Genomic DNA, 22,545 nt, shown 5'->3' on the forward strand with positions numbered 1-22,545 from the left:
ATCTGTTGGGGGCGTGGGTAGCGTGAAGGGGTGACTTCCGCCCCCACGGTCTCCACGGTCGGCGAGCTCCGCGCCTCCGGCCACGTCCAGAAGTCCCTGCGCGAGGAGGTCCGCGACAACCTCCTCGACGCCCTGCGGGAGGGCCGCGACCCGTGGCCGGGGCTGCACGGCTTCGAGGACACCGTCATCCCCCAGCTCGAGCGGGCCCTGATCGCCGGCCACGACATCGTGCTCCTCGGCGAGCGCGGCCAGGGCAAGACCCGGCTGCTGCGCACCATGGTCGGACTGCTGGACGAGTGGACGCCGGTGATCTCCGGCTCCGAGCTCGGGGAGCACCCGTACGACCCGGTCACCCACGCGTCCCGGGTGGCCGCCGCGACGTACGGCGATGACCTGCGGGTCTCGTGGCGGCACCGCGACGAGCGGTACGCCGAGAAGCTCGCCACGCCGGACACGAGCGTCGCGGACCTGATCGGCGACGTGGACCCGATGAAGGTCGCCGAGGGCCGGTCGCTGGGCGACCCGGAGACGATCCACTTCGGGCTGATCCCGCGCAGCCATCGCGGCATCGTCGCGATCAACGAGCTGCCCGACCTCGCCGAGCGGATCCAGGTGGCGATGCTCAACGTGATGGAGGAGCGGGACATCCAGATCCGCGGCTACGTCCTCCGCCTGCCGCTCGACGTGCTCGTGGTCGCCAGCGCGAACCCCGAGGACTACACGAACCGCGGCCGGATCATCACGCCCCTCAAGGACCGCTTCGGCGCGGAGATCCGCACGCACTACCCGACCGAGCTCGAGGACGAGGTCGCGGTGATCCGGCAGGAGGCGCACCTCGTCGCCGACGTGCCCGACCACCTCGTCGAGATCCTGGCCCGGTTCACGCGCCAGCTGCGGGAGTCCTCCGCGGTCGACCAGCGGTCCGGCGTCTCCGCCCGGTTCTCGATCGCCGGCGCCGAGACGATCGCCGCCGCCGCGCTGCACCGGGCGACCGCGCAGGGCGAGGACGAGGCCGTGGCCCGGCCGGTCGACCTGGAGACCGCGATCGACGTCCTCGGCGGGAAGGTCGAGTTCGAGTCCGGCGAGGAGGGCCGCGAGACGGAGATCCTCACCCACCTGCTCCGCACCGCGACCGCCGAGACGGTCCGCAGCCACTTCCGCGGCCTCGACCTGGGACTGCTGGTGGAGGCGATCGAGAACGGCGCGATGGTGACCACCGGAGAGCGGGTGACCGCGCGCGAGTTCCTGACCGGGCTGCCGGTGCTCGGCGAGTCCGAGTTGTACGACGACATCTGCGACCGGCTCGACGCCGCCAACGACGGGCAGCGGGCCGGCGCCATCGAGCTCGCGCTCGAGGGGCTCTACCTGGGCCGGAAGATCGGGAAGGACACCGACGGCTCGGAGACCGTGTATGGCTGAGGTTCCCGTCGACGTCAGGGTCGCGGCCGGCACCCGGGCCGGCGGCCTGGAGCCGTCGTACGTCGTCCCACATCGCTGGACCGATGGCGGCATCGCCGTCGAGGGCGGCGGCACGGGCGCGCACCTGCTGCTCACCGCGGTCGCGTGCTGCCTGCTCAACGACGTCTACCGCGAGGCCGACATCCCGGTGCACGGCGTGCTCGTCGACGTGGACGGCAGGTTCGACGACGAGACGTGGTCGACCACGCGCATCACCTACGACGTGGCCGTCGACTCGCCCGAGGCCGGTGACGTCGTCGCCCGGGTCCTCGAGCAGGTGGATGCGCTCGCGGAGATCCCGCGGGTCGTGCGCGGGGAGGTCACGGTGAGTCGACGATGAAGGACCGGACCCGCTTCCGGCGGTACGACGGCGGTGACCCGCTCGCGGCGCCGGTCGACATCGCCGAGGCGCTGGACGCGATCGGCGAGGACGTGATGGCCGGCTACTCGCCGGAGCGCGCGATGCGCGAGTTCCTGCGCCGTGGCGGCCGGGACCAGACCGGCCTCGACGACCTGGCCCGCCGGGTCGCCGAACGGCGGCGCGACCTCGTGCAGCGCCACCACCTGGACGGCACCCTCCAGGAGGTCCGTGAGCTGCTCGACCACGCACTGCTGGAGGAGCGCAAGCAGCTCGCCCGCGACGCGATGATGGACGACGGCGAGCGGGCGTTCCGCGAGCTCCAGCTGGAGAACCTGCCGCCGAACACCGCCGCCGCCGTGAGCGAGCTGTCGTCGTACGACTGGCAGAGCCGGGAGGCGCGCGAGGACTACGAGAAGATCAGGGACCTGCTCGGGCGCGAGCTGCTCGACCAGCGGTTCGCGGGGATGAAGGAGGCGCTCGAGGGGGCCACCGACGCCGACCGCGCGGCCGTCAACGCGATGCTCCAGGACCTCAACCAGCTGCTCGAGAAGCACCAGCGCGGCGAGGACAGCCAGGAGGACTTCGAGGAGTTCATGCGGCGGCACGGCGACTTCTTCCCCGAGAACCCGTCGAACATCGACGAGCTGCTCGACTCCCTCGCGCAACGGGCCGCGGCCGCGCAGCGGATGCTGAACTCGATGTCGCCGGAGCAGCGCGAGGAGCTGATGCAGCTCTCCCAGCAGGCGTTCGGCTCGCCCGAGCTGATGGAGCAGCTCGCGCGGATGGACGCGAACCTCCAGTCGCTGCGTCCCGGCGAGGACTGGGGCGGCTCGGAGCAGATGGGCGGCGAGGAGGGGCTCGGGCTCGGCGACGGCACCGGCGTGTTCCAGGACATCGCGGACCTCGACACCCTCGCCGACCAGCTCTCGCAGTCCTACGGCGGCGCCCGCATGGACGACGTCGACCTCGACGCGCTCGCGCGCCAGCTCGGCGACCAGGCCGCGGTCGACGCCCGGACCCTGCAGCGGCTCGAGCAGGCGCTGCGCGACTCGGGCTACATGAAGCGCGGCACCGACGGGCAGTACCGGCTCTCCCCGAAGGCGATGCGGCAGCTCGGCAAGGCGCTGCTCCGCGACGTCGCCGAGCGGATGTCGGGCCGCCAGGGCCAGCGCGAGCTCCAGAAGGCCGGTGCCGCGGGCGACCTGTCCGGCGCGACCCGGGAGTGGGCGTTCGGCGACACCGAGCCGTGGCACGTGCCGCGGACCATGCTCAACGGGGTGCTCCGGCGAGCAGGGGACCCGGCCGGGCCGATGCTCTCCATCGAGGACGTCGAGGTCCAGGAGACCGAGGCCCGCACCCAGGCTGCGGTCGCGCTGCTCGTCGACACGTCGTTCTCGATGGCGATGGACGGCCGCTGGGTCCCGATGAAGCGCACGGCTCTCGCGCTGCACACGCTGATCCGGTCCCGGTTCCGCGGCGACGCGCTGCAGCTGATCGGCTTCGGCCGGCACGCCGAGGTGATGGAGATCGATGAGCTCACGGCGCTGGACGCGATGTGGGACAAGGGCACCAACCTGCACCACGCGCTGCTGCTCGCGAACCGGCACTTCCGCAAGCACCCCAACGCCCAGCCGGTGCTGCTGATCGTCACCGACGGTGAGCCGACGTCCCACCTCGAGCCGGACGGCGAGGTCTACTTCTCCTACCCGCCGCACCCGCTGACCGTGGCGTACGCCGTGCGGGAGCTCGACAACGCCGGGCGGCTCGGCGCGCAGACGACCTTCTTCCGCCTCGGCGAGGACCCCGGCCTGGCCCGGTTCATCGACTCGATGGCCCAGCGGGTCGGCGGCCGGGTCGTCGCGCCCGAGCTCGACGATCTCGGCGCCGCGGTCGTCGGGTCCTACCTCGGCTCGCGGGGTCCCCGTGGCGGCGGGTACGGCGGGTACGGCGACTGGTTCGGCGGCCGCGGCTTCTGGGTCGGCGACTAGCAGGCACGCTCCCAGTTCGCGCAGGCACGGGTGCTCGTCCGCCGCACGCCGGCGCACGGGGGCAGGGGGTCCGGCCGCTCGAGCTCGTCGGTGTGCACGTCGCGGACCATCAGCTCGCGCACGGGCCGGTGCGCCTTGTGCACGATCAGGCAGTCGCAGACGACCAGCCGCTGCCCGAACCTCTTCTCCAGCGCGGTCGCGGTCGGCGAGCGCAGGTCGCGGAACCGGCGGGCCCACAGGAACGTCGAGTCACACCCGTGCTCCCCGGTCATCCGGGCGACGAAGCAGACCAGGCACTCGCCCTCCTGCGGCTCCTCCTCGACCACCGCCCGGAGGTAGTGCTCGGCCCCCGCGGCCACCGACGTCTCACTCATGCCCCGTGTCTACCGGCCGCCACCGACAGTGAAGCGGTCACCGCGGGTGCAGGAGCGCCGCCAGCTCCTCGACCCCGTCGACCAGGCGGGTGCCGGGCCGCGCCCAGGCTGCGTTGGCGTCGACGGCGTGCACGGGTACGCCGCGCGGCAGCACGCCGGAGGCGACCAGCTCGGACGCGAGCACGCGCGCGCCGGCGAGGTCGTAGCCGCAGGGTGCCACGACGACGACGTCGGGTGCGGCCTCGTGGACCGACTCCCACGGCACCCGCTCGGACTTCACGCCGGGCTTGCCGAGCAGGCACTCGCCGCCGGCGGCCTCGATCATCTCGGGCACCCAGTGGCCGGGGGCGTACGGCGGGTCCGTCCACTCGAGCAGCATCACCCTCGGCCGCGGCCGGCCGGCCACCCGGGCCCGGACGGCCTCGAGCCGGGCGCGCAGCGCCGACACCAGGGCCTCGGCCGACGCCAGGTGGCCGGTCGCCCGGCCGAGCACGAGGATCGAGGCGAACACCTCGTCCATCGTGTGCGGGTCGATGGTCAGCACCTCGGCCCGGCAGCCGAGGTAGGACAGGGCGTCGTCGACGACGGAGACGTCGACCGCGCAGACCGCGTGAGGTCCTGGGTGACCACCAGGTCGGCGTCCAGCTCGACGAGCGCGTCGGCGGCGAGGTGGTAGAGGTCCTCGCCCCGGGACATCGCACCCACGACGTACGCGTCGATCTCGGCGGGGGTCAGTCCGTGCGGCATCGCCGAGGTCGACACGATCCGCCGGGTCCGGGCCTCGGCGGGGAAGTCGCACTCGAACGTCACGCCGACGACGTCGTCACCGGCGCCGATGGCGAACAGGATCTCCGTGGTGGAGGGGAGCAGGGAGACGATCCGCACCCCTCCACCCTAGGGAGGGGTCAGACGCTCTTCAGGGCCAGGCCGGTGAGGTCGATCGACTTCGGGATCGACGGGGCCGAGGAGTCCATCGACATCGCGGTCGCGTAGACGATGAACTTGCCCTTGCGGGCGAACAGCATGTTGAACACCGACGAGGTGGTCTGGTCGCCGTTCTTGCAGGTCGACCGGTACTGGTAGCCCCACCGCTCGTCGCCGAGGCTGAACTTGATCTTCTTCATCGACGTCTTGCAGGTCACGCCGCCGCTGCCGCCGCCGTTGCCACCGCCGCCACCGCCGGAGGGGCAGTCCTTGGCGGTCTTGCTGTAGCCGTGCAGGTACGCGATCGCTGCCTTGGTGGTCGGGAACCGCATCGCGGTGACCGACAACATCGGGTGCTCGCCGTCGATGACGTACACGTCCGGGTCCCCGGAGGTGTAGTCGGGGGAGTACGACGCGGAGCGCGCACCGGCGTGGTTGATGGCCTTGCCCGGCTTGCACTTCTTGCCCGGTCCGTAGACCTTGCTGGTGCTCTCGCTCGCGGAGCCACCGTCGAGGTGCGGGTAGATCTTCGCGACGGCGTCGATGGTCGGGACGTCCGGGTACGACGCGGCCGCGGTGGCGGCCGAGGCGGCGGGGACGATCAGGGCGGGGACGGCGAGCGCGATCAGCGCCCGGGTCAGCCAGCGGCGGTGCATGGTGTTCTCTCTTCCGTTCGGGAGTTTGGTGGGAGCACCGTGCCGCGGGGCACTTGGGGTCCGCTGGGAGCCGACTTGGAGTCTCGATACGCTCGCCAGCGCCTGCGGCGCCGACTCGCGACCCGACCACCGAAAGGCCCGACCACCGAAAGCCCCGACCACCGAAAGCAGAGGGCGGATGGACGACCCCACCGCGACCGTGCTGGCCCTGCTCGGACTCGCAGCGCTCGCGGCGGGCTTCGTCGACGCCGTCGTCGGTGGCGGCGGGCTGATCCAGCTGCCGGCGCTGCTGCTGGGGATGCCCACCGCCGCACCGGTGCAGATCCTCGCCACCAACAAGGTCTCCTCGATCTGCGGCACGACCGTCAGCGCCTCGACGTACTACCGCCGGATCAGGCCGGACCCGAGGACGTTCCTGCCCCTGATGGCGCTGGCGTTCATCGGCTCCGCCTGCGGCGCCGCGGTGGCCAGCCGGATCCCGCGGGACGCGTTCGAGCCGATCGTGCTGGTCGCGCTGGTCGTCGTCGGGGCCTACGTCCTGCTCAAGCCGCAGCTCGGCGAGCTGACCGCGCTGCGGTTCCAGGGCCACCGGCACCTGCTCGCGGCGATGGCGACCGGCCTCGCGATCGGCTTCTACGACGGTGCGCTCGGCCCCGGCACCGGCAGCTTCTTCGTCTTCACGCTGGTCGGCCTGATGGGCTACAGCTTCCTCGAGGCCTCGGCCAAGGCCAGGCTGGCGAACTGGGCCACCAACCTCGCCGCGATCCTCGTCTTCGCGCCGCAAGGAGCGGTCGTCTGGCACGTCGCGGTGGTGATGGGCGGATGCAACGTCCTCGGCGGGTACGTCGGCGCCCGGACCGCCGTCAATCGCGGCACCAGGTTCGTCCGGATCTTCTTCATCGTCGTCGTCTCCGCGTTCATCGTGCGGATCGGCGGGGAGGTCCTCGGGCTGTGGTCGTGAGCAGCTACCTGACGATCGCGCGGTCCGCGGAGGCCGAGATCGAGGTCAAGCGCTCGCGGTTCCTCTGCACGCTCGAGCGGGTCGGCGACGAGCCCGCCGCCCGCGCGGTCGTCGAACGGCTGCGCCGCGAGCACTGGGACGCCCGCCACCACTGCTCCGCGTTCGTCCTGGGTCCCGGCCGCGACCTCGAGCGATCCTCCGACGACGGCGAGCCGGCCGGGACGGCCGGGGCCCCGATGCTCGAGGTGCTCCGGGGCCAGCAGCTCAGCGACGTGGTCGCGGTCGTCACCCGCTGGTTCGGGGGCACCCTCCTCGGCGCCGGTGGGCTCGTCCGGGCGTACGGCGACGCGGTCCGCGCGGCCCTCGTGCCCGCGGGCACCCTGCGCCGCTCGCTGGTGCGCGAGCACCTGCTCGACCTCGGCCACGCCGACGCCGGCCGGGTCGAGAGCGAGCTGCGCTCGCGCGGGATCGCGGTCCTCGACAGCGCGTACGGCGCACGCGTCACGCTGCGCCTCGGCGTACCGCCCGGCCAGGAGGAGCGGCTCGCGGCGGTCGTCGCCGAGCTGACGTCCGGCGCCGCGGAGACGCGGGTGGCGGGCGAGCGCTGGGTCGATAGCCTCGACCCATGAGCATCCCCGTGGAGGTCGCCGACCTCGAGCAACGGCTCGCGGAGTTCGGCCGCGGCTACCTGCTGACCTCGCGGGACGGCACGGTCAAGGCGGTCTCGGTGCGCGCGGTGCCCGACGACGGCACCGTGCTGGTCCCCACGCCCGGCCGCGGCTCGGTCGCGAACGTCGGGCTCAACCCCACCGTCACGCTGCTGTTCCCGCCGGAGCACGGCGACGCCATGACGCTGCTCGTCGACGGGACCGCGACGGCCGAGGGTGAGGACGTCCGGGTCACCCCGACCGGCGCCGTCCTGCACAGGCCGGTCGCATGAGCACCTCGCCGTTCTGGGTCAGTGCCTTCCTCGACCTCCCGCCCGGCGGCTTCGACCGCGGGGTGGCGTTCTGGCAGGGCGTCACCGGCTACGCGCTGTCGCCCCGCCGCGGGGTCGACGGCGAGTTCGCCACGCTGGTCCCTCCCGAGGGTGACGACTACCTGCGCGTCCAGGCGCTCGGCGGCGGGCCCGGGCGGGTCCACCTCGACCTCCACGTCGAGAACCCGACCGTCGCCGCCGAGGCCGCCATCGAGCTCGGCGCGCACGTGCTGGTGCGGCACGAGCTCGGGTACGTCGTGCTCCGCTCGCCCGGGGGCTTCGTCTTCTGCTTCGTCCGCGCGCAGGCGTCGCGGCGGCCACCGGCGGCGACCTGGCCGGACGGCAGCCGGTCGCAGGTGGACCAGGTCTGCCTCGACGTACCGCCCTCGGCGTACGACGCGGAGGTGGCCTTCTGGCAGGCGCTCACCGGCTGGGACTGGAACCCCGACGTCTCCCGGGAGTTCGCGCGACTGCTCCCACCGGACGAGCAGCCGCTGCGGTGGCTGGTCCAGCTGCTCGACGACGAGGAGCCCGAGGTGCGTGCGCACCTCGACCTGAGCTGCACCGACCGCGCCGCCGAGACCGACCGGCACGCCGCGCTCGGCGCGACCGTCGGGCCGGCGAACGGCGAGTGGACGGTGCTGACCGACCCGGTCGGGACGACGTACTGCATCACCGAGAGGAAGCCTCGATGACCAGGGTCGACCCGCCGACGCAGGGCGACGAGCGGACGCTGCTGCTGGCGTACCTCGACTACCACCGCGAGACCCTGCGCCAGAAGGCCGGCGGGCTCGACGCAGGCCAGCTCGGCACCGCGCTGCCGCCCTCGGGGATGACGCTCGGCGGGATGGTGAAGCACCTGGCGCTGGTCGAGAACAGCTGGTTCCGCGAAGTGTTTCTCGGCGAGCCGATGAGCGAGCCCTGGGCGTCGGTCGACTGGGACGCCGACCACGACTGGGACTGGCACAGCGCGAAGGACGACACTCCCGAGCAGCTCTGGGCGCTGTACGACGCGATGGTCGCCGACTCCGACGCGGTCGTGGCCGCCGCCGGGCTCGACGACCCGTCCGCGAAGCCGTCCCGGCGTACGGGCGAGCCGTTCAGCCTGCGCTGGATCCTGCTGCACCTGATCGAGGAGTACGCCCGCCACAACGGGCACGCGGACCTGATCCGCGAGTCCGTGGACGGCACGACCGGCGAGTGACCCGGCGCATGGCCCCAGGGACGATCCGGCCGATGACCGAGGCCGACTGGCCGCAGGTCTGGGAGTTCTTCGACGAGACCGTGCAGGCCGGCGAGTCTTACGCCTACCCGCTCGACCTGACGTCCGGGCAGGCGCGCGAGCTCTGGACCATGCGCCCACCCGGGCAGACCGTGGTCCTCGAGGAGTCCGGGACGGTCCTCGGCAGCGCGACGATGGGGCCGAACCGGCCCGGCCGGGGCAGTCATGTCGGCACCGGCTCGTTCATGGTCGCGCCGCTGGCCCGCGGCCGCGGCGTCGGCCGCGCCCTGGGGGAGTACGTCGTGGAGTGGCACCGCGAGGCCGGCTTCCACGCGATCCAGTTCAACGCCGTGGTGGAGACCAACACCGCCGCCGTACGCCTGTGGCAGTCACTGGGCTTCGAGGTCGTCGGCACCGTGCCCGAGGCGTTCGACTCCCGCGCGCACGGCCGGGTCGGCCTGCACGTGATGTTCCTGCGCCTCTAGCCCGGCTGGTGCAGGCAGAGGACGTTCCCGTCGGGGTCGAGGAACCACGCCGCCTTGATGCCGCCGTCGTCGAAGACGTGGTCGACGGTCGTGAACCCGGGCTGGTCGTAGTCCTCGAACGCGACGCCCTTCGACTTCAGGGCGGCGATCTCGGCGGCGATGTCGTGCACCTCGAAGCTCATCGCGGTGTTGGGTGAGGGCTGGGCGTCCGGCAGCAGCCGCAGCACCAGCTTGTTGTCTCCGGCGAGACCGAACATCGTCTCGCCGCTCGCTTCGTTCGTCCCGTCGAAGGCGAGCCCGAGACGGCCTTCGTAGAACTCCTGTGCTCGCGCGGCGTCCCGGGTGGGGAGCATCACCGCAACGGCGCTCTCGGTCAGTGCCATCTCCCCAGCGTGCGCCCGCCGTGCCGTGTCGGCAATGGCACCAACGGGCCGGTCACCCCATCGACCGCACCAGGGCGAGCGCGTCCTCGACGCTGCCGGTGACGTCGCGGATCGGGAACAGCGTCCCGCGCACGACCCGGTCGGCGTCCACGACCAGCGTCAGCCGCTTGAGCCGGGTGGCGCCCGAGTGTCGGAACGTCGGCAGCCGCAGGGCGGTCGCGAGCTCCAGGTCGGCGTCGGAGAGCAGCGGGAACGGGATGCCGTTCGCCGACGCGAAGGCCGCCTGCTCCTCGGGGCGTTGGGTGCTGACGCCGACGACCGCGGCGCCCAGGCCTGCGAACTCGTCGAGCCGGTCGCGGTAGGTGCACGACTCCAGCGAGCAGCCCGGCCCACCCGGTACGGCGTCGATGGCCGGCAGTGCGGTGCCGGGGTAGCAGTAGACGACCGTGTACGCCGCCGCCGACACCGGGTCGGTCCGCAGCGGCGGGACCCGGGTGCCGGTGAGCGCCGCCACCCGGTGCGCCTCGGCCCCGTCGGTGCCTGCTGTCGCGGTCGTCGTGCCGTCGCCGAGGACCCAGGTGTCGCCCCACTCCTGGAGTGCGGCGAGCACGGGGAGGAGGGCGTGGCCGCGCTCGGTGAGGTGGTACTCGAACCGGTCCGGTCGCTCCTGGTAGCGCTCCTTCGCCAGCACCTCGGCCGCGACGAGCGACGCCAGCCGCTGCGCCAGGACCTTGCGGGAGATGCCGCTCTCGGCGAGCAGCCGCTCGAAGCGGCCGCGGCCACGGGCGACGTCGCGGAGCACGAGCACCGACCACGCGTCACCCAGGACGCCGAGCGCGTGCGCGACCCCGCAGTCGTCGTCCGGGATGCGCACGGCCATGCCGACATCCTAGAGTGCGTTTCGAAAAGAAACTGACCGGTGAGGAGGCGGACGTGCGGAACGTGCCCCGGGTGGTGTGGGCGCTGGCGGCGGGCCGGTTCGTGAGCTCGATGAGCGCGTTCCTGATGCTGTTCCTGACGCTGTACCTCACCGGCCCCCGCGAGCTGCCGGTCGCCGGGGCGGGCCTGGTCGCCGGCGCGTCGGGGGTCGGGCTATTGCTCGGCAACTTCACCGGTGGCCGCTGGGGTGACCGGCATGGCCACCGGCGGGTGCTGCTCGCGGCCTCGACCGTCGCCGGGCTGGGCGTGGTGTCCGTGCCGTGGCTGCCCGTCTGGGCACTGGTCCTCGGGCTGCCGGCCTTCTCCTACGTGTCCGCGACGGCCGGCGTCTCGACGGGGGCACTCGTGGCCCTGGCGGTTCCGCGCGGCGACCGGCGTACCTCCGTGGCGATCGGGAGGGCGGCGTCGAACGCCGGCTTCGTCATCGGCCCGCCGCTCGGCGCGCTGGTGGTGGCGCACAGCTGGCCGGCGCTGTTCGTCCTCGACGGCGCGCTGACGGCGCTGGTCGCGCTCGCGGTCCGCACGGTGCTGCCTCGCGACGAGCCGGCCGGTGCGGTGGACGGCCCCTCCGGGCTGTGGGGGGCGCTGCGCGGCGACCGCGCGCTGATGACCCTCCTCACCGGGGTCGTGCTCGTCGACCTGGTCTACCGGCAGCTGTACACGACGCTGCCGGTGCACCTGCGCGACGAGGGCCAGCCGGTCGTGCTCTACACGACCCTCATCGCGCTCGGGTCCGGGCTGATCCTGGTGCTGGAGGTGCCGGTCGCCCTCGCGCTCCGGCGGCGGTCGTCGTACCCGATCATCGCGGCGGGCTACGCCCTGGTCGGAGTCGGCACGGCGATGTTCGGGCTGCCGGTCTCCGTGCTGAGCGCGGGTCTCGCGATGGTGGTGCTGACGGCGGGCGAGATCCTCTACAAGACCACCGCGACCGCGCACGTGCTGGACGCGGCCCCGGACCACCTGGTCGGGCAGTACCAGGGCCTCTACACGGGCGCGTCCACGAGCGGCTCGCTGCTCGCGGGGCCGGTCGGCGGCATCGTCTACGCGGTCGCCCCGGCAGCGCTGTGGCCGTTGTGCGGCGTGCTCTGCGTCGTCGCTGCCGGCCTCGTGCTCAGCTCCGCTCGGCGAAGCCCGGTAGCGACTCCGTGAGGATCTGCCGGAACGGCGCCTCGCACTCGAGCTGGCACAGCACCCCGACGCCGGCGAGCCAGGTCCGGTGGATGAGCAGGTACGACGGCGGCAGGTTCAGCTTCATGCCGACCGTGTACGCCGGGCTGCGCGGGTCGTTGACGCGCGCGAACTGCGTGCGCATCCAGGCCCGGCTGAACCGGAACCGCTCGACCTTGGTCGGCTCGACGAACGGCGCGAGGTAGTCGAGGACCTGGGCGGGGTCGACCGTGATCCGGTCCTTGATGAACCCCTCGCGGCGCAGCCCCTCGACCAGCTCGGCCTCGTCCTCGTCCGCGGCGATGCGCAGCAGCCGGCCCATCGCCTCGGGCAGGCCGCGCTCCGGCAGGCGGGCGACCGCCCCGAAGTCGAGGACGCCGAGGCGACCGGGCGCGCCGTCGGGGGTGGGCAGGATCCGGTAGTTGCCGGGGTGCGGGTCGGCGTGCAGCATCCCGGTGCGGGCCGGGCCGGAGAACAGGAACCGCACGAACAGCTCGCCGTAGTGGTTGCGCTCCTCGTGGGTGCCGTCGGCGATGACGCTCGCCATCGACGCGGGGCTCTCGAGCCACTCGGTGACCAGCACGGTGTCGCCGACCTCGACCACGTCGGGCACGACCATGTCCGGGTCGTCGCGGAACGCCTCGGCGAAGGTGTGCTGCGCCTCCGCCTCGAGGTGGTAGTCCAGCTCGTCGGCCGCCCGTGCCTGGAGCTCGGCGACCAGCGGCTTCAGGTCGACGCCGGGCACCAGCGGGGCCGCGGTGCGCGCCAGCCGCGAGAGCTGGCGCAGGTCCGACATCAGCGCCTCGCCGGCGCCGGGGTACTGCACCTTGACCGCGACCTCCCGGCCGTCCGCCCAGTGCCCCTGGTGCACCTGGCCGATCGACGCGGCCGCGGTGGGACCGCCGTCGAGCCAGACCAGCCGTTCCTTCCAGTCCGGCCCGAGGTCGTGCTCGAGGATCTCGCGCACGGTCTGGGTCGGCATCGGGGGAGCGGCGTCCTGGAGCCGGGTGAGCTGATCGCGGTACGGCCCGGCCAGCTCCTCCGGGAACGCCGCCTCCAGCACGGACAGCATCTGGCCGAACTTCATCGCCCCGCCCTTGAGTTCCCCGAGCGTGCGGAACAGCTGCTCGGCGGTGCGCTGCTGGATCTCCGAGAGCACCGCCTCGGCGGGCTTGCCGCCGATCCGCTTGCCGAGCCCGAGGGCGCTGCGCCCGGCGTACCCCAGTGGCAGCGCGGCCAGCTTCGCCGTCCGTGCTGCCGCCTTGCGGGGCAGGGCGGTGCTGGGTGGGGCCTTCCGGGGCTCCTCGGTCACGAAGCCATTGTGACGGCTCGACCCAGGAGACCGTGGTCGGGCCCGGCGACCGGCCGGGCGCCGCCCTGCTGCCGGGCCGGGTGTAGGACTGTCCCATGGGCAGCGCAGGTTCCCAGGACCGATGGGACGACCCGGTCTCGCCACGACTCGCTGCGCTCCACCAGCGGCTCACCGAGCTGCGGGCCGGCAGCCCCGCCACCGGCGCCGGCCTGGAGCACGCGCGGGGGGCCGCCAGGGACGCCAGGGCGCGCGCCGCGTACGCGCACAGAGGTGCGGCCGCAGCTCATCGGCAGGCCGCCCTCCTCCACCGCCGGGCCGCGACCCGCGCCGACGACCTCGGCGACGCGTCCTCGGCGGAGCTCCACCGGGCCAAGGCGGTCGAGCACGACGAGGCCGCGGTCCGCAACCTGTCCGCCGCCGAGGCCGATGAGGCCTGACCCGGCGGTCACGACGTGCCGGTGACTCGGGCGACGATGTCCCGGGCCACGTCCCGGACCTTGCGCTGCTCCGAGCTGCTGATCGCGACCAGGTGCGCCCACGCCTGGTCGGCGTCCATGCCGCGGGCGGCCATCAGCACGCCCTTCGCCTGGTCGATCACCGCGCGCGAGCTCAACGCCTGCTGCATGTCGAGCTCCAGTCGTTCCACTTCCTCGACCAGCTCCACCTCGTGCAGCACGCCCCCGAGGGCGACGGCAAGCACCTCGAGCATCTCCACCGGGACGCCGGGCTCCGGGTGCCCGTAGGCCGCGAGCGTCCCGAGCACCTTCCCACCCGTCTCGATCGACGTCACCGTGGCCGCCGGCGCGGAGCTCGGCCACAGACCATGGAGTGCCGGCCACCGGTCGTCGTCGCCGACCGACGGGCTGGTCACCGTTGCCCGCTCCTCGTGGGCGGTGACGGCAGGACCTGTGCCGGCGGCCACCTGGACGCCGTCGCACTCCTGGGCGACCGCCGACGCGGACGCGACGGCAGCGGGCTCGGCCGGTGGGCCGAGCGCGATCGTGACCTCGGCCGCGGTGAGCCGGGCGCAGATGTCCGCCGCGGCGGACAGCACGCGGGCGCGGTCCCCGCCCCGCCAGGGCAGCAGGGCCAGCTCGGTCAGCGCCCCGGTCAACGACCCGTCGAGCCGGTCCGACCGCGGGCCCGGCTGCAGGAGCAGCCAGCTGATCTCCTCCGTGCCCGCGCCCGGCACCTGGGCAGAGGCGATCAGCTCGACGCCGACCGGCTCGCCCGTGCGCGGCACGAGGGTGGCGGCGTACCGGATCGGTGCGCCACCTCGCCCGAGATCCGAGACCAGCCGACGCAGGGCCGGCCGGTCGTCCAGGGCGATGAGGGCGAACACCGGCTTGCCGAGCAGTCGCGCCAACGGCGCGCCGGCGAGCTGGGCGGCCGCGGCGCTGGCCGACCGGATGACGCCGTGCATGTCGGTGACCAGGATGGGCACCGGCAGCGTGGCCAGCGCCTGCTCCTGCCGCAGCCGGAGGTCCTGGGTCGACCGCACCAGGCGGGCGATCGTCTCCTGCTGGGTACGCACCTCCTCGTCGGCGACCCGGAGTTCCTCGTAGGCGGTCTCCAGGTCGGCGACGAGCTCCGGATCGGAGGACGAGCGGGCGCGGTCCAGCCGCGACTCCAGCTGGCGCAGCTGGTCCCCGAGCCCGCGCAGGTAGGCCAGCTCGTCGGGCGATGATGAGGAGAGTGATTCCATCTCGGACATTCCAGCTCGAGCACCCGTGAGGGGCGTCTGCTTCACCCCGGGTACCGGTCCATTGTCGCGCACGTCGGTGACAGGCGCGAGGCGGTACGCGAGAGTGTTCCCATGACGACGCCCGGGATGCCCTCCCCGCCCGCACTCGTCGTCGTGGGTGCCTCGGCGGGAGGCGTGGAGGCGCTGCGTGACCTGGTCGCCACCCTTCCGTCGGACCTCCCTGCCTGCGTCCTGATCGTCCTGCACATGCCGCCGGACGCCGCGAGCGCGCTCCCGTCGATCCTGCGGCGCGTCGCCCCCCTCCCGGTCCGTCAGGCATCCGACGGCGATCGGGTCCGGGCAGGGGAGGTGCTGGTCGCCCCTCCGGACCACCATGTCGTGGTGATCGACGGGACCGTCGCACTCACGCGTGGCCCCACGGAGAGCGGACACCGCCCCGCGATCGACGTCCTCTTCCGCTCGGCTGCCCGCGCAGCCGGCCCCCGGGTCGTGGGCGTCGTCCTGTCCGGGGCGCTCGACGACGGCGCCGCGGGAGCCTTGGCGGTGGCGTCGCGGGGCGGCCGGGTCGTGGTCCAGGACTTCGACGAGGCCCTCTACGACAGCATGCCGCGATCCGCCGCGAGGGCGGTGCCGGACGCGGTCCGGTCGCCGGTCGCTGCGATGGCGGGGCTGCTGGTGCGTTGGTGCGAGGAGCTGCCGGCGGAGCCGGCGGGCGAGGGCGTGCTGGTCGCGCTGGAGATGGAGGTCGAGATGGCGGAGCTGGATCCCGATGCGCTGCACGACGCCGAGCGGCCGGGCACTCCGTCCGGGTTCGGGTGTCCCGACTGCGCGGGTGCGCTCTTCGAGATCAGCGAGGGGGTGCTGCACCGGTACCGGTGCCGGGTCGGCCACGCCTGGTCGCCCGAGAGCCTGGCGGCGCGGCAGACCGTGGCCATGGAGAGCGCGCTGTGGATGGCGCTGCGCAGCCTGGAGGAGAAGGCCGTGCTGAACACCGACCTCGCCGAGCGGGCCCGGAGGGACAGCCGGGTCCGCACCGCGGCGCGCTTCGCGGAGAGCGCCGACGACGCACGGCGTGCGGCCGAGCTGGTGCGTCAGCTGATCGCCGACGTCGGTCGGGCGATCGAGGAGGAGCGCGAGGCGTGAAGGGAGGCCGAGGATGACCGATGCCGGCTTCGAGGCGTTGCTCCGCCACATCAAGGAGCAGCGCGGATTCGACTTCACGGGCTACAAGCGGGCGAGCCTCGCTCGGCGGATCCAGCGGCGGATGGAGGCGGTCGGACTGTCCGGGTACGACGAGTACCTCGACCACCTGATCCTCCACCCCGACGAGTTCACCCAGCTGTTCAACACGATCCTCATCAACGTCACCGCCTTCTACCGGGACCCCGACTCGTGGCGCCACCTCCAGGACGACCTGCTGCCGGCGCTGCTGCACCGCCGCGAGAACCAGCCGATCCGCGCGTGGAGCGCGGGCTGTGCGTCCGGCCAGGAGGCGTACACCCTCGCCATGGTCCTCGCCGAGCTCCTGGGCATCGAGGAGTTCCGCGAGCGGGTCAAGATCTACGCGACCGACGTGGACGAGGAGGCGCTCGCCCAGGCGCGCCAGGCGATGTACCCCGCGCGCGAGCTGGAGGCGCTGCCCGCGGGGCACCGGGAGAAGTACTTCGAGCCCGCCGGCGACCTCTTCGCGTTCCGCAAGGAGCTCCGGAGGTCGGTCATCTTCGGCCGCAACGATCTGGTCCAGGATGCTCCGATCTCGCACGTCGACGTGCTGACCTGCCGCAACACCCTGATGTACTTCAACGCCGAGACCCAGGCGCAGGTCCTGAACCGGATGCACTTCGCGCTCCGCCCCGACGGGGTGCTGTTCCTCGGCAAGGCGGAGATGCTGCTGACCCACGCGGCGTACTTCCGTCCGATCGAGCTGAAGCGCCGCTTCTTCAAGAAGATCCCGGTCGAGCCGCGTGACCGCCGCTCGCTGTCCACGCCCGGTGCCGCCGGCCCGGCGGTCGAGGAGCGGGCGGAGGTCGGGCTCGCGCACGCCGCCCTGATGTCGTCGGCCGCCGCGCAGATCGTCCTCGACACCGAGGGTCGGCTGGTTTTGAGCAACAACCGGGCGATGCACCTGTTCGGCCTGACTGCCCGGGACGTGGGACGGCCGATCCAGGACCTGGAGGTGTCCTACCGTCCGGTCGAGCTCCGTGCGCACCTGGAGCAGGCGCAGCAGGAGCGCCGAGCGGTCTGGGTCCGCGACGTCGACCAGGTGCGCGGTCCGGGGGAGACGAGCTCCCTGGACATCCAGTTCGTCCCGCTGGCCGACGACGCGGGCAACGACCTCGGGCTGACGGTGATCTTCAACGACGTCACCCAGTACCGCAAGCTGCAGCAGGAGCTCACCTACGCGAACCGGCAGCTGGAGGTCGCCTACGAGGAGCTGCAGAGCACCAACGAGGAGCTCGAGACGACCAACGAGGAGCTGCAGAGCACGGTCGAGGAGCTGGAGACCACGAACGAGGAGCTCCAGAGCACCAACGAGGAGCTCGAGACCATGAACGAGGAGCTCCAGTCGATGAACGACGAGCTGCAGTTCACCAACGACGCGCTGCGCGACGGCCAGGACGAGGTGGAGCGCCTGAACCGGTTCATGAGGGCCGTGCTCGGCAGCATGAACTCCGGGGTCGCCGTCGTGGACAGTGACATGCAGGTCCTGGCATGGAACACCCGGGCGGAGGACCTGTGGGGGGTCCGGAGCGACGAGGCCGTGGGCGCGCACCTGATGAACCTCGACATCGGGCTACCGGTGGAGCAGCTGCGACAGCCGATCCGGGTCCAGCTGAACGACGAGGAGACCGAACCCGCACAGCTCGTGCTCGACGCCGTCAACCGGCGGGGCCGATCCCTGCAGGTCCAGGTGACGCTCACGCGCATCCGCGACCACGGGCAGCTGGCGCCGGCGGCGATGCTGGCGATGGACGTCATGGATGCGGTCGACTAGACCAGTCACCGCACCAGTCACCGGACCGGTCACCGGACCGGTCGTCGCGCTCATGGCCCGTCGCCACCTGGGTACCGCCAGGAGGTCGGGCAGTCAGCCAACTCCCAGCGAGGCACGCCAATGACATCCATCGACATCCCGAGCGGCACCGGCGGACAGATCGCGCTCAGGAGCGAGTCGCTCCGCCAGCACGCAACCACCCTGCGGGCCTGGAGCCGAGCTGCGCGCGCCAGGTCGCAGGCCTCGCGGCGGGTTGCCCGAGGTCGTCGGCCGCCACTGTCGGACCTCGGCGCCCCGCCCGCGCTCCCCCCGCTGCCCGCGGCCCAGGAGGTCGACGTGGAGGATGAGGTTCCCTGTCTCGGGCCGGTACCGATCACGGACCTGTTCGTGATGCTCGTCGACGACCACGGCCTGTCAGTGGGCGACGCCGTGCGCGGCCTCGCCGTCGAGACCGCCGCGGCCGGCTACCCGCTCGACGTCGACGCGATCAGTGCGGCGGACGCCTTCGACGTGATCCTGGCGATCCTGCACCGCCCGGTGTGACGGCGGGGACGCGGCGGACCGAGCGGGAACAGGAGGCGCCGGCCATCCGTAGCCCGCCAGGCCGCTCACCAGTCCGAAGCTGTAGGACGACGCCACGATCTCGAGCCGTGCGTGCCCGCGCTCCAGTCGACGCCGAGCCTCGTCGAGGGTCCGCAGGCACGAGCAGTCCACGAAGGTGACGCCGGAGACGTCGACGAGGAGCGCGTCCAGGCCGATGTCCGTCAGATCGGTCAGCCACCACCGCAGCTGCTCGCGGACCGCGAGATCCAGCTCACCCTGGACGCTGAAGAACGCCGTTCGGTCGACGTACGTCGCCCTGAAGGTTGCTCCCATGACAGGTCGCTTCCGAGAACGGTGCGCATACACCTGGTCTCAGTGGCGGCACCTGTCTTCGAGGCTACCCCCGTCGCATCGTCGGCCGATGCGCCCGAACGGGTGAAAGTCGTGCCCCGACGACCACTCAGGCCCGGCGGGAGAACGGCTTGAACGGGCGGACCTCCTGGGGCCAGCCGCACCCCTCGGCGATCTTGCCGGCCCACGTCCGGGCGGTCTCCAGGTCCGGCACGTCCACGATGGTCAGGCCACCGAGGAACTCCTTGGTCTCGACGAACGGCCCGTCGGTCAGGATCAGCGTCCCGCTGGTGGCGTCGGCGCTGAAGGCCACGTCGAGCTCCTCTTCGAGCCCGCCGGCGTACACGAGCTGGCCCGCGGCCTCGATCTCGTCGACCACCGCCCGGGAGAGCGGACCCCGCTCCCGGAACCACTCCTCGGTGTGGTCGCCGACCCACTGCTGGTTGAAGTAGATGAGGTACTCCGTCATGTCTGCTCCTCGTCTCGGCCGCGGACCTGGCGCCCGCTTCAACCTATCCACGAACGGGGGGCGCCCGGTACGACAGCGTCGGGCCGAGGACTTCGCGGCTGCAGGCTGTCGCAGTACCGGGTGGCGTTGGAGGGGTTGACCCCGAGACCCCCGGCGATGTCTCCGACGGTGAGGTCGCCGCGCGCGGCGAGGAGGACGAGCACGCGGTGCTGGGCGACGGTGACATCGACGGGAGCGTCGAGGATCGGGCGCACGGCGACGCTGATCAGCGCGCGACTCTCGGTGACGAACGCGTCTGCCAGCTCCTGGGAATCTGCCGCGGTGAGATTCCTCCGTCCTGGTCGAGGTCCGGACGCCACGTGCTTGGGCCGGCGTGGCTGGGCGGCCCCTCAGCCCAGGTGCTCCAGGGTGAAGGACAGCGCGAACCCGACGGTCGCCACCAGCCCCGCGTAGAGGTGCGTCTGCTCGAACGCCTCGGGGATCATCGTGTCCGCGACCATCGCGAGGATCGCCCCGGCGGCGACGGCGGTGATCACGGCCACCAGCGCCGGTGACGCACCGGCCAGCAGCAGGACCCCGAGCGCGCCGGCGGCGCCGCTCAGGACGGCGATCCCGCCCCACACGCCGAAGACGTAGAGCGGTCGTCGGTCGGCCCGCTTCATGCCCGCGGCACTGGAGAGGCCCTCGGGCAGGTTGGAGATGAAGACCGCCGCCAGGACCGGGATCCCGATGCCCTGACCGGTGAGGAGCGTGAGTCCCAGCACGATGGACTCCGGGACTCCGTCCAGCAGCGCGCCGATCGCGATCGCGGTCCCGCTCCCTGCCTGCTCGCTCTCGGAGGGCTGCTGGTCCTCCGAGCGCTTCCGGTGCCGCGCGCCGTGCCGCGCGAGCGCGACGTTGGCGACGACGTACACCAAGGCGCCCCCGAGGAAGCCGATCAGGGTGGCCGTCAGCCCGCCGGTCGACTCGGCCTCCGCCACGAGGTCGAAGGCCAGCGCCGAGATGAGCACGCCCGCGCCGAAGGACATCACCGACGCCACGACCGGGCGCGGCACGCGGACGAACCAGGCGACCAGTGCGCCCACGACCAGCGCGCCTCCCGCCAGCAACCCCCACAGGCCGGCCTGGAGCCAGATCGGCACGGGCCCGCTCCTTCCGATCCGGGGCTGCCAGCCCGTCCCAACGTGTTTGCGCATGAGCATATATGCGCAGCGACAGGTGGTGGAGGTCGCCGAAGCTCGACCAGGCGCACGCCGCCTCGACGGTCGGCCTCGCCGTACTCGCACCGACGCAACGGGCCCCGCGTCGTTCGACACGGGGCCCGTCGTTGAGGTCAGGCGTTGGGGTCAGGCGTTGAGGTCAGGCGGGGAACTTCACGCCGGTGTTGGCGCGGCAGCGGTAGCCATTTACGTGCTTTGCCAGGTACTGCTGGTAGCTCTCCCCACGTAGAACTCGCGGACGGCACCGGGACGAGGAGCGCACGCATCTGGCAGCCGACGGTCGGACGCATCGGTGCCCGGCCGGCTGGGTGTTCGCGGCACAGTAGCGGGGCGGTCGGCAACCCAGCCCAAGGGTGCTATTCCCGCACGTGGGCGACCGGTGGGACGATTTCTGCGGTGGTGACTCGACTCCAGGGAGGTGCCACATGACCGTGGCCATGCGGATCGGTCTCGGTCTTGTTGTGGCGGTCGTCGCCGGCGTTCTCGACGGGGGCATGGCCCGGTTGCTGATGCGGGGGGTGGCTCTGGCCACCGAGCAGGTCCCGGCGTTCAGTGTCGAGGCCACTCTCGGAATCATGCTCATCTTCTCGATCACGGCGGTGCCGCTAGGCGTGACGGCGAAGTTGACGTCGCGCCGGGGCGCCCGGCTCGCCGCGGGAGCATTGGGCACGCTGATGCTCGGGTTCTTCACGACCAGCATCGGCATCCAGGAGGTGACGAACGCGAACGGCCTCACGGCCCTCCACCAGTTGGGGCTCGGCGCTTGCGTGGCGGGTCTGGCGGCGGTCGTCCTGCTCCAGCCCTGGGTCATTCTTCGCCTCGTGAACGGGAGCTGGACCAGGCCGGCCCTCGCCGACGCCTTGCCTTCTTCCTGAGGCGCGGCAGCGACCGCGAGGGCGACCGCTGCGCGGCCATGGACCATTCCCCCGAGCACAACCCACCCGGACATGGCCGCTGTCCGGGCGTTCGAAGTTCCAGGCGCGAGCCGACAGGCGGGTAGGAGACGACGACGGGCCCCGCGTCGTTCGACACGGGGCCCGTCGTTGAAGTCAGGCGTCGGGGTCAGGCGGGGAACTTCACGCCGGTGTTGGCGTGGCAGCGGTACCCGAACGGGTTCTTCGCCAGGTACTGCTGGTGGTGGTCCTCCGCGTAGAAGTACGGCGTGTCGGCGGCCGGCCGGATCTCGGTGGTGATGTCACCGAGGCGCCGGCGCGTGAGCTCGTCGCCGTAGACCTTGGTCAGCTCGCGGGCGACCTGCTCCTGCTCGGGCGTCGTGTAGTAGATCGCGGAGCGGTACTGGGTGCCGACGTCATTGCCCTGGCGGTAGCCCTGGGTCGGGTCGTGGACCTCGAAGAACGTCTTGACGAGGTCGGCGTAGGAGACCTGCTGGGGGTCGAACACGATCCGCACCGCCTCGGTGTGGTTCGTGGCGCCACTGCAGACCTCCTCGTACGTCGGGTGCGGGGTCGTGCCGCCGGCGTACCCGACGGAGGTCGACCAGACGCCGGGGACCTGCCAGTAGATCTCCTCGGCACCCCAGAAGCAGCCCAGGCCGAACAGCGCGACCTCGTAGCCCTCGGGCACCTCGTCGGTGACGAGCGGCGTGCCGAGCACGAGGTGCTTGTCGGTGAGCGCGAAGCGGCGCTCGTCGCGGCCCGGGAGCGTCTGCTCCGGGGCGACCATCTGGGCCTTGCGGGTGAGGAACACGGGGTCTCCTTCTCTCGGAGTGATGTTGCACAGTCTGTAACACCGGCGGAGCCCGTGGCGTTCCCGGCTCAGGCCTCCCGGTCGGGCTTGCCGACGTACAGCTCGAGGTGCCCGCAGACCGTGCACCGCAGCGCCTCGACCGGGTACCTCTTCCTGCCCATCCGCTTGGCGCCGCCGAACAGCCCCCGCTCCAGAGGACCCGCGATCCAGCGCGAGTAGCCCTGGGAGCTCTCGCCCATGTCCTCGAGGAACCCTGCCTCGAGCGCGACGGAGCGGCAGGCGGTGCAGGCGCGGTCACTCACCTCGGTCGATTTCCCCGGGGTTGTCGTGCGAAACCCGACCGACA

Annotated in this window: 28 protein-coding genes; 14 read left to right on the forward strand and 14 right to left on the reverse strand. The window is 72.4% G+C overall.

All coding sequences use genetic code 11. The features are described from left to right. Positions 1 to 30 precede the first annotated feature (30 nt). Genes ACVW2K_RS07715 through ACVW2K_RS07725 form a run of 3 tightly spaced genes read left to right on the forward strand, consistent with a single transcriptional unit; the run spans position 31 to position 3,807 of the window. A complete protein-coding gene (locus tag ACVW2K_RS07715) occupies positions 31 to 1,419 on the forward strand; it encodes a magnesium chelatase (protein WP_457202102.1) in 1,389 nt (462 codons plus the stop codon). After that, a complete protein-coding gene (locus ACVW2K_RS07720; protein WP_457202103.1) occupies positions 1,412 to 1,798 on the forward strand; it encodes an OsmC family protein in 387 nt (128 codons plus the stop codon). The genes ACVW2K_RS07715 and ACVW2K_RS07720 overlap by 8 nt, the downstream gene beginning before the upstream one ends. Continuing rightward, complete coding sequence (locus tag ACVW2K_RS07725; RefSeq protein WP_457202104.1) at positions 1,795 to 3,807, forward strand: vWA domain-containing protein; 2,013 nt, start codon at positions 1,795 to 1,797, stop codon at positions 3,805 to 3,807. The genes ACVW2K_RS07720 and ACVW2K_RS07725 overlap by 4 nt, the downstream gene beginning before the upstream one ends. Here the strand turns inward: ACVW2K_RS07725 and ACVW2K_RS07730 are convergent. The 4 genes from ACVW2K_RS07730 to ACVW2K_RS07745 are packed head-to-tail and all read right to left on the reverse strand — an operon-like array spanning position 3,804 to position 5,761. Then, positions 3,804 to 4,181, reverse strand: coding sequence for a DUF2695 domain-containing protein (locus tag ACVW2K_RS07730; protein WP_028639219.1), 378 nt, complete (start codon positions 4,179 to 4,181; stop codon positions 3,804 to 3,806). The two genes, ACVW2K_RS07725 and ACVW2K_RS07730, sit on opposite strands and share 4 nt — an antisense overlap. Positions 4,182 to 4,218: 37 nt before the next feature. Continuing rightward, the gene (locus tag ACVW2K_RS07735) at positions 4,219 to 4,725 is read right to left on the reverse strand and encodes an ABC transporter substrate-binding protein (RefSeq protein ID WP_457202105.1); all 507 of its coding nucleotides are present in this window, start codon (positions 4,723 to 4,725) and stop codon (positions 4,219 to 4,221) included. Beyond that, on the reverse strand, positions 4,719 to 5,066 hold the full coding sequence (locus ACVW2K_RS07740) for a hypothetical protein (protein ID WP_457202106.1): 348 nt from the start codon (positions 5,064 to 5,066) through the stop codon (positions 4,719 to 4,721). Before ACVW2K_RS07740 ends, ACVW2K_RS07735 begins: the two co-directional genes overlap by 7 nt. Before the next feature lie 20 nt (positions 5,067 to 5,086). Beyond that, positions 5,087 to 5,761, reverse strand: a complete 675-nt coding sequence (locus ACVW2K_RS07745; RefSeq protein ID WP_457202107.1) for a hypothetical protein — start codon at positions 5,759 to 5,761, stop codon at positions 5,087 to 5,089. 178 nt (positions 5,762 to 5,939) lie between these two features. Between ACVW2K_RS07745 and ACVW2K_RS07750 the strand changes: the two genes are divergently transcribed. Genes ACVW2K_RS07750 through ACVW2K_RS07775 form a run of 6 tightly spaced genes read left to right on the forward strand, consistent with a single transcriptional unit; the run spans position 5,940 to position 9,408 of the window. Then, complete coding sequence (locus tag ACVW2K_RS07750; protein WP_457202108.1) at positions 5,940 to 6,722, forward strand: sulfite exporter TauE/SafE family protein; 783 nt, start codon at positions 5,940 to 5,942, stop codon at positions 6,720 to 6,722. Then, complete coding sequence (locus ACVW2K_RS07755) at positions 6,719 to 7,351, forward strand: YigZ family protein (RefSeq protein WP_197025435.1); 633 nt, start codon at positions 6,719 to 6,721, stop codon at positions 7,349 to 7,351. The genes ACVW2K_RS07750 and ACVW2K_RS07755 overlap by 4 nt, the downstream gene beginning before the upstream one ends. After that, positions 7,348 to 7,662: a pyridoxamine 5'-phosphate oxidase gene (locus tag ACVW2K_RS07760; RefSeq protein ID WP_457202109.1), complete on the forward strand. Its 315-nt coding sequence runs from the start codon at positions 7,348 to 7,350 to the stop codon at positions 7,660 to 7,662. The genes ACVW2K_RS07755 and ACVW2K_RS07760 overlap by 4 nt, the downstream gene beginning before the upstream one ends. Further along, complete coding sequence (locus ACVW2K_RS07765; protein ID WP_028639214.1) at positions 7,659 to 8,396, forward strand: VOC family protein; 738 nt, start codon at positions 7,659 to 7,661, stop codon at positions 8,394 to 8,396. Before ACVW2K_RS07760 ends, ACVW2K_RS07765 begins: the two co-directional genes overlap by 4 nt. Continuing rightward, a complete protein-coding gene (locus tag ACVW2K_RS07770) occupies positions 8,393 to 8,905 on the forward strand; it encodes a DinB family protein (protein WP_457202110.1) in 513 nt (170 codons plus the stop codon). Before ACVW2K_RS07765 ends, ACVW2K_RS07770 begins: the two co-directional genes overlap by 4 nt. 32 nt (positions 8,906 to 8,937) lie before the next feature. Then, positions 8,938 to 9,408, forward strand: a complete 471-nt coding sequence (locus ACVW2K_RS07775) for a GNAT family N-acetyltransferase (protein WP_231496307.1) — start codon at positions 8,938 to 8,940, stop codon at positions 9,406 to 9,408. Here ACVW2K_RS07775 and ACVW2K_RS07780 read toward each other — a convergent pair. Further along, positions 9,405 to 9,791: a VOC family protein gene (locus ACVW2K_RS07780; RefSeq protein WP_028639211.1), complete on the reverse strand. Its 387-nt coding sequence runs from the start codon at positions 9,789 to 9,791 to the stop codon at positions 9,405 to 9,407. The two genes, ACVW2K_RS07775 and ACVW2K_RS07780, sit on opposite strands and share 4 nt — an antisense overlap. Positions 9,792 to 9,843: 52 nt before the next feature. Continuing rightward, the gene (locus ACVW2K_RS07785) at positions 9,844 to 10,671 is read right to left on the reverse strand and encodes a winged helix-turn-helix transcriptional regulator (protein WP_457202111.1); all 828 of its coding nucleotides are present in this window, start codon (positions 10,669 to 10,671) and stop codon (positions 9,844 to 9,846) included. 53 nt (positions 10,672 to 10,724) lie between these two features. On the opposite strand from ACVW2K_RS07785, the gene ACVW2K_RS07790 reads away from it, so the two are divergent. After that, positions 10,725 to 11,879 carry an MFS transporter gene (locus ACVW2K_RS07790; protein ID WP_457202112.1) on the forward strand — a complete coding sequence of 385 codons (1,155 nt, stop codon included), beginning with the start codon at positions 10,725 to 10,727 and terminating at the stop codon, positions 11,877 to 11,879. Here the strand turns inward: ACVW2K_RS07790 and ACVW2K_RS07795 are convergent. Further along, positions 11,842 to 13,209 (reverse strand): ABC1 kinase family protein, encoded by a 1,368-nt coding sequence (locus ACVW2K_RS07795; protein WP_457202113.1) that lies wholly within the window; start codon positions 13,207 to 13,209, stop codon positions 11,842 to 11,844. The genes ACVW2K_RS07790 and ACVW2K_RS07795 overlap by 38 nt on opposite strands. Positions 13,210 to 13,304: 95 nt before the next feature. Between ACVW2K_RS07795 and ACVW2K_RS07800 the strand changes: the two genes are divergently transcribed. Beyond that, a complete protein-coding gene (locus ACVW2K_RS07800) occupies positions 13,305 to 13,646 on the forward strand; it encodes a hypothetical protein (RefSeq protein ID WP_051549559.1) in 342 nt (113 codons plus the stop codon). Positions 13,647 to 13,654: 8 nt separating this feature from the next. On the opposite strand, the gene ACVW2K_RS07805 is transcribed toward ACVW2K_RS07800, so the two are convergent. Next, positions 13,655 to 14,914, reverse strand: a complete 1,260-nt coding sequence (locus tag ACVW2K_RS07805; protein WP_197025434.1) for an ANTAR domain-containing protein — start codon at positions 14,912 to 14,914, stop codon at positions 13,655 to 13,657. Between the two features lie 111 nt (positions 14,915 to 15,025). Between ACVW2K_RS07805 and ACVW2K_RS07810 the strand changes: the two genes are divergently transcribed. Together ACVW2K_RS07810 and ACVW2K_RS07815 are read left to right on the forward strand one after the other, a co-directional pair. Beyond that, positions 15,026 to 16,057 (forward strand): chemotaxis protein CheB, encoded by a 1,032-nt coding sequence (locus ACVW2K_RS07810; protein WP_457202114.1) that lies wholly within the window; start codon positions 15,026 to 15,028, stop codon positions 16,055 to 16,057. Positions 16,058 to 16,070: 13 nt separating this feature from the next. Next, a complete protein-coding gene (locus tag ACVW2K_RS07815) occupies positions 16,071 to 17,909 on the forward strand; it encodes a CheR family methyltransferase (RefSeq protein WP_028639207.1) in 1,839 nt (612 codons plus the stop codon). A 414-nt stretch (positions 17,910 to 18,323) separates the two neighbouring features. Here the strand turns inward: ACVW2K_RS07815 and ACVW2K_RS07820 are convergent, their stop codons facing one another. The 4 genes from ACVW2K_RS07820 to ACVW2K_RS07835 all read right to left on the reverse strand — a co-directional run bounded on the left by ACVW2K_RS07820 (position 18,324) and on the right by ACVW2K_RS07835 (position 20,414). Then, a complete protein-coding gene (locus ACVW2K_RS07820; RefSeq protein ID WP_081790664.1) occupies positions 18,324 to 18,785 on the reverse strand; it encodes an STAS domain-containing protein in 462 nt (153 codons plus the stop codon). Positions 18,786 to 18,912: 127 nt separating this feature from the next. Next, positions 18,913 to 19,272, reverse strand: a complete 360-nt coding sequence (locus tag ACVW2K_RS07825) for a YciI family protein (RefSeq protein ID WP_028639205.1) — start codon at positions 19,270 to 19,272, stop codon at positions 18,913 to 18,915. Positions 19,273 to 19,310: 38 nt separating this feature from the next. Continuing rightward, positions 19,311 to 19,631 (reverse strand): MarR family transcriptional regulator, encoded by a 321-nt coding sequence (locus ACVW2K_RS07830; protein WP_457202115.1) that lies wholly within the window; start codon positions 19,629 to 19,631, stop codon positions 19,311 to 19,313. 30 nt (positions 19,632 to 19,661) lie between these two features. Beyond that, positions 19,662 to 20,414: a ZIP family metal transporter gene (locus ACVW2K_RS07835; RefSeq protein WP_457202116.1), complete on the reverse strand. Its 753-nt coding sequence runs from the start codon at positions 20,412 to 20,414 to the stop codon at positions 19,662 to 19,664. Positions 20,415 to 20,917: 503 nt separating this feature from the next. On the opposite strand from ACVW2K_RS07835, the gene ACVW2K_RS07840 reads away from it, so the two are divergent. Next, on the forward strand, positions 20,918 to 21,367 hold the full coding sequence (locus ACVW2K_RS07840) for a hypothetical protein (protein ID WP_028639203.1): 450 nt from the start codon (positions 20,918 to 20,920) through the stop codon (positions 21,365 to 21,367). Between the two features lie 187 nt (positions 21,368 to 21,554). On the opposite strand, the gene msrA is transcribed toward ACVW2K_RS07840, so the two are convergent. After that, a complete protein-coding gene (gene msrA / locus ACVW2K_RS07845; protein WP_457202117.1) occupies positions 21,555 to 22,199 on the reverse strand; it encodes a peptide-methionine (S)-S-oxide reductase MsrA in 645 nt (214 codons plus the stop codon). A 68-nt stretch (positions 22,200 to 22,267) separates the two neighbouring features. Beyond that, complete coding sequence (locus tag ACVW2K_RS07850; RefSeq protein ID WP_457202118.1) at positions 22,268 to 22,501, reverse strand: hypothetical protein; 234 nt, start codon at positions 22,499 to 22,501, stop codon at positions 22,268 to 22,270. Positions 22,502 to 22,545 lie beyond the last annotated feature (44 nt).

The sequence above is a fragment of the Nocardioides sp. HB32 genome (assembly GCF_054058995.1).

Bases quoted from the DNA above. Each gene is read 5' to 3' on its own strand.
- ACVW2K_RS07720 (WP_457202103.1), top strand. From the start codon at position 1,412: ATGGCTGAGGTTCCCGTCGACGTCAGGGTCGCGGCCGGCACCCGGGCC.
- ACVW2K_RS07725 (WP_457202104.1), top strand. From the start codon at position 1,795: ATGAAGGACCGGACCCGCTTCCGGCGGTACGACGGCGGTGACCCGCTC.
- ACVW2K_RS07730 (WP_028639219.1), bottom strand. From the start codon at position 4,181: ATGAGTGAGACGTCGGTGGCCGCGGGGGCCGAGCACTACCTCCGGGCG.
- ACVW2K_RS07745 (WP_457202107.1), bottom strand. From the start codon at position 5,761: ATGCACCGCCGCTGGCTGACCCGGGCGCTGATCGCGCTCGCCGTCCCC.
- ACVW2K_RS07750 (WP_457202108.1), top strand. From the start codon at position 5,940: ATGGACGACCCCACCGCGACCGTGCTGGCCCTGCTCGGACTCGCAGCG.
- ACVW2K_RS07760 (WP_457202109.1), top strand. From the start codon at position 7,348: ATGAGCATCCCCGTGGAGGTCGCCGACCTCGAGCAACGGCTCGCGGAG.
- ACVW2K_RS07765 (WP_028639214.1), top strand. From the start codon at position 7,659: ATGAGCACCTCGCCGTTCTGGGTCAGTGCCTTCCTCGACCTCCCGCCC.
- ACVW2K_RS07770 (WP_457202110.1), top strand. From the start codon at position 8,393: ATGACCAGGGTCGACCCGCCGACGCAGGGCGACGAGCGGACGCTGCTG.
- ACVW2K_RS07775 (WP_231496307.1), top strand. From the start codon at position 8,938: ATGACCGAGGCCGACTGGCCGCAGGTCTGGGAGTTCTTCGACGAGACC.
- ACVW2K_RS07780 (WP_028639211.1), bottom strand. From the start codon at position 9,791: ATGGCACTGACCGAGAGCGCCGTTGCGGTGATGCTCCCCACCCGGGAC.
- ACVW2K_RS07785 (WP_457202111.1), bottom strand. From the start codon at position 10,671: ATGGCCGTGCGCATCCCGGACGACGACTGCGGGGTCGCGCACGCGCTC.
- ACVW2K_RS07800 (WP_051549559.1), top strand. From the start codon at position 13,305: ATGGGCAGCGCAGGTTCCCAGGACCGATGGGACGACCCGGTCTCGCCA.
- ACVW2K_RS07805 (WP_197025434.1), bottom strand. From the start codon at position 14,914: ATGGAATCACTCTCCTCATCATCGCCCGACGAGCTGGCCTACCTGCGC.
- ACVW2K_RS07810 (WP_457202114.1), top strand. From the start codon at position 15,026: ATGACGACGCCCGGGATGCCCTCCCCGCCCGCACTCGTCGTCGTGGGT.
- ACVW2K_RS07815 (WP_028639207.1), top strand. From the start codon at position 16,071: ATGACCGATGCCGGCTTCGAGGCGTTGCTCCGCCACATCAAGGAGCAG.
- ACVW2K_RS07820 (WP_081790664.1), bottom strand. From the start codon at position 18,785: ATGGGAGCAACCTTCAGGGCGACGTACGTCGACCGAACGGCGTTCTTC.
- ACVW2K_RS07825 (WP_028639205.1), bottom strand. From the start codon at position 19,272: ATGACGGAGTACCTCATCTACTTCAACCAGCAGTGGGTCGGCGACCAC.
- ACVW2K_RS07840 (WP_028639203.1), top strand. From the start codon at position 20,918: ATGACCGTGGCCATGCGGATCGGTCTCGGTCTTGTTGTGGCGGTCGTC.